2 protein-coding genes and 1 pseudogene are annotated in these 4,208 nt (G+C 39.3%); 1 reads left to right on the top strand and 2 read right to left on the bottom strand.

Translation table 11 applies throughout. From position 1 onward, the window contains the following. Positions 1-1,517: pseudogene (locus JCM2765_RS16145) on the bottom strand (DNA topoisomerase); the annotation flags it as partial. A 96-nt stretch (positions 1,518-1,613) separates the two neighbouring features. Continuing rightward, on the bottom strand, positions 1,614-3,677 hold the full coding sequence (mobQ, locus tag JCM2765_RS16140) for a MobQ family relaxase (protein WP_054737559.1): 2,064 nt from the start codon (positions 3,675-3,677) through the stop codon (positions 1,614-1,616). 254 nt (positions 3,678-3,931) lie between these two features. Here mobQ and JCM2765_RS16135 point away from each other — a divergent pair, with 254 nt between their 5' ends. Further along, positions 3,932-4,165, top strand: a complete 234-nt coding sequence (locus tag JCM2765_RS16135) for a hypothetical protein (RefSeq protein ID WP_082405188.1) — start codon at positions 3,932-3,934, stop codon at positions 4,163-4,165. The last annotated feature ends 43 nt before the right edge of the window (positions 4,166-4,208 follow it).

Here is a 4,208-nt window from a genome sequence, read left to right as displayed (position 1 = left end):
ATTGTTCTTTTCAGTAACTAAATAGCCACGTTTCTTTAACACTTCTAGCACATTAGCCCGGGTCGCACTTGTCCCAATTCCTTGCACGTCTTTGAGAATTGCTTGGGCTGCTTCATCATCAAGTGTTTTACCGGCCGTCTTCATGGCTGTGATTAATGTCCCTTCGGTAAACGGTACTGGTGGGGGCGTTTCTTTTTGCGGTGTTTGCAGATTTGCTTGAACTTGGTCGCCTTGGTGAACGATCGGTAGGGTGGCTGCCTTTTGCTGGTCGGCTTTGTTTTCATCAAATAAAGCTTGCCAACCCTGCTTAGTTGGGACCTTACCGGTTGCTTTAAAATTGGCGTCACCAACTTGGGTGATAATGGTGGTTTCCTCGTACTCATACGGATCAGCAAACATCGCTAACGTCGTTCTTAAAACCAAATCATAGACCTGTTGCTGCAATTTAGGCAAGGCAGCTAATTGATCTTTAGTCGGCACGACTTTAGTCATAATAATGGCGTAGTGTTCTTCAACCTTTTTTCCATTAACATAGCGCTTATTCGGGGTGGTGTTGGTTAAAGCGACTCGCTTAGAGACTAACCCCAGATACTTCGTCAGATTAGCCACTAAATACTCAAATTCTTCATTAGTGATATAAGCACAATCCGTTCGGGGATAACTCAACAACTTGGCTTCATATAAACTTTGAATAGCCGCTAAGGTTTGGCTGGCACTGGCATGATACCGTTTATTCATCGCACTTTGCAGACTGGATAGCGAGAATAGTTGGGGACTGGCACTCTTTTTAGCCTGCTTTTGCACGTCCTTGATTAAACCGCCCTGTGAGCCTTTCTGAACGTGTTTAGCTTGCATGAATGTCATTAGCCCTGTTTCATCTTTAAACCGCTGATAGGGGTCTAATTTTGCGACGAATTTTTGCTGATTGGCTAAAATTTCCGCATTTAGTTCAAAATAGGGTTCCGGCTTAAAGTTTTTGATTGCCTGGTCTCTTTGATAGACCATATATAAGGTTGGCGTCTGTACTCGACCAATCGAATACACCCCGCGTACCCCGTTTTGTCTCAATAACAAAGTATATAAAGGACTGCCATTCATACCAATTAACCAGTCACTAATTTGACGGGTTTGGGCTTCTTTATAAGCCAAATAGTCTTTGTGCCAATCACCAAGATTTTTAAAGCCGGTAATAATCGCGTCTTTTTCTAGGCTATTCAACCAAAGGCGCTTAATCATTTTCGACTTAACATCAATATGCGCTTGGTTCATGATCGACCACGCGATATTTGACCCTTCTCGACCACTATCGGTGGTAACAATAATGGTATCGGCTTTGGTTAACAGGTCTTTAACGATCCTGAATTATGCTTGTTTACTAGCTGACACTTCAACTTTGTATTTTTCGGACAAAATAGGGTCACTAACCGTATAGTAACCCTGCTTTTTATGCTCTTTTGAAAATCTTGGACGTATGAACGGGCTTGACTAGGCTTTTCAGCTAAGATAACAGTGGTCATGTTCGTTCACTCCTTATGATTCAGCTTTTGTTCTAATTCTGTTTTGCCTTGTTCAGCCGCTTTTAACCAGGTTTAACGGTGCATTTTTTATTCCGATTACAAGTGCATGCCCCCATCTTCATGCCGATTTCGAGTTTGGTGTTGCCGTTGCTTTTTCGTCATTTCCCACTCGGCCTCTTTTAAACCTTGCGCCTGTCTTTGCCGTTGGTAATCTTCATCACGGGCATATAGAGCGGCCATGATTGCGTCACTAAAGGCCGTCTTTAGGTAATATTCTGGACTAACTGGCTTGTAGTTCAATGGTTGATAATGTGCCAGCTGGGATTTTCGATATTGATCGTCCTTAGCTTGTTGCTCTTTTAACTGCTTTTGGATTTTCTCAATCTGACTGTTTTTAACCATCGGATCGGCTTTGCATTCGCCAAAAAAGAGTTGTTTAGTACCATCATGCTTTAAAACCCGTTGTAAGTGATGATTTTCTAACTGATCTAAGCTAAGCTGTCCCGATAAATAAGTTAGTCCTTGTTGATGTTCTTGGGGACTGAACACCTGTGGTGGATTTGTTTGCCACTGTTCAATCGTTTCGGCCTGACATGGCTTTAAAACAGGATCATAGTACATCACGGCTGTATAGGCTAGTTCCTGTTTAATCAATGGCAATCCATCTAAATCACCTTTGGGAAAGGCCCTTTTCAATACTTCATGGTATTGCGTTTTAATGACTTGCTTAACGGCCATGATTGCCCGTAGATCTTTGACTGCGCGAGTAATCTTTTGCTGTTCGGTTGGTGAATATTTCTCTAGTAACCCTTGATCGACGTGTTCTAGACTTTCTAAGTTATCGTCATGAATCATCAGCGTATATTTCAGTTCGATTTTGACTTCCTTTTCTTGTTGCATTAATAACTTCCAGCCAACGTATGGCCGTTTGGTAAAGGTCAATAATTGTTGGGTCAACAAATCATCACGAATGTTCATTAAACGTTCGTTTAATTCACTACCCTTGAAAACTGTTTGTTCGCTATCGGTTTCCTTAATTAATTCTCGTCTTTCAGCTTGCGTAGTCTGTTCAAAATTAAGCTCTGGATAAAGTTTTTTCGTGGTACGATCGACCACTTTGTTTAAGAGTTCATCTGCCTTTTTTAATGAGCTTTCTTGTTGGTTAATTGTCAATAATTGTTTAGTCACATCTTCACCAACTGCATGTTTAATTAAGGTGCTGTTTTTCCAATTAAATAGCATGCGCCATTTATCATCTAAGCTCTCTAAACTGATATAAGTTTTCAGTTCATGACTTAACTCATTGACCACCCGTTTTTCATTAAACGAGAAATGTTTGCTTAGACTATCTAAATGACCTCTATTGATTACTTTTTCTTGGTTGTTTTTATAACTGGCTTTGGCCTTGCGATAGTTCTTTACTTGTTGGTTAAATTCTTTTCTTTCATGCCGCTTGCTATTGATTCCCTCATGTTGCATTGGGGTATCATCTATTCCCTGCTCGATAAATGATTTTTCACTGATCCGATCCGGAATATTTTTTTGCTCTAAAACTTGATTGACACTAGCCGCCCAATTGTGCCGCCATTCAGTAATTTTTTCTTTTTTATCCCAATCAACTAGCCACACCTTTCTTGATCTTGGAAAACGACTATTTCCTGTATAAGTCTTGTTCCCATTTTCATCTAATATATTTTCCCTTTTACTTTTCAATCCCCATGTTCCGTCTGGATTAAATGGACGATTAGTTAGCATAACATGAGCGTGCGGATTATCTGGGTGATCTCTATGAATTGCTACGTCGGCAACCATACCCTCATCAACAAAATTTTCTTGTACATATTTTGTCAATAATTCTTTCTGTTCATCTTTACTTAATTCAACTGGTAAAGCCACGTTAAACTCTTTTGCATATCGTGAATTTGCTCGCCGATCTTTTCTTTCGACTTCATTCCATAATTTCTCTCTATCACTCGCCCATTCTGGCGCATTCTTTGGTGTCAAAATAAAGCTTTCTAGCGTGACTGACCGAGCATAAAAATAGCTTCGACCTTCTTTTTGATCGAATAACTTTTCACCACTTCGATAAGCAGCTCCAGCAATGGCACTACGTCCTTTACCAGCACTAATATTTTGAAAACTCATGTGAAAAATTGCCATGTCTGTCACCACCTTTCTTTGGGTTTATGGGTTTACTTTTGTTGTCGCCAACGGCGACTTCTGATACAAGGGTTTAGCACAATAACACAACCAACTTTAGTTGTTGTGTGTAAGTGCGCATTGACCTCGTTTCACTCGGTCTGCTGATTCTCCTGAATTTACTTTTAGTGTATGCCTTCCGCTTCGCTATTTCAACTCTTATACTTTGACTTAACGTTTTTCTTATGATATAGTATCCATGATTATTTTCAAATATGATCGGAGGGATAATCATGTCGCAAAGTAACTTAGAAAAACAAGAAGCTAAATTAAAAGCCCTTAACCAAAAAATCAAGGACGAAAAAAATAAGATTGAACAACGATTAGGTAAACAAATTATTAGTCAAGAAAATTTAGATTATGCTAATTTATCTAATGATAATATCAAGTCTTTATCCAAAAAAGTAGCCGAGTTTTTAAAAGTAAATCAAGCACATAATCAGTTATAAATAATGGAGTTATGTCATGGCTAATCAATATAAAAAACTAGTT

The organism is Secundilactobacillus similis DSM 23365 = JCM 2765 (assembly GCF_001311075.1).
Taxonomy (GTDB): domain Bacteria; phylum Bacillota; class Bacilli; order Lactobacillales; family Lactobacillaceae; genus Secundilactobacillus; species Secundilactobacillus similis.
The sequence above is the reverse complement of the archived record's forward strand: the minus strand, read 5'-3'. Positions and strand labels throughout refer to the sequence as shown.

What these genes read in the sequence shown, in the direction of transcription:
- mobQ (WP_054737559.1), bottom strand. Translation starts at nt 3,677, where the DNA reads ATGGCAATTTTTCACATGAGTTTTCAAAATATTAGTGCTGGTAAAGGA.
- JCM2765_RS16135 (WP_082405188.1), top strand. Translation starts at nt 3,932, where the DNA reads ATGATCGGAGGGATAATCATGTCGCAAAGTAACTTAGAAAAACAAGAA.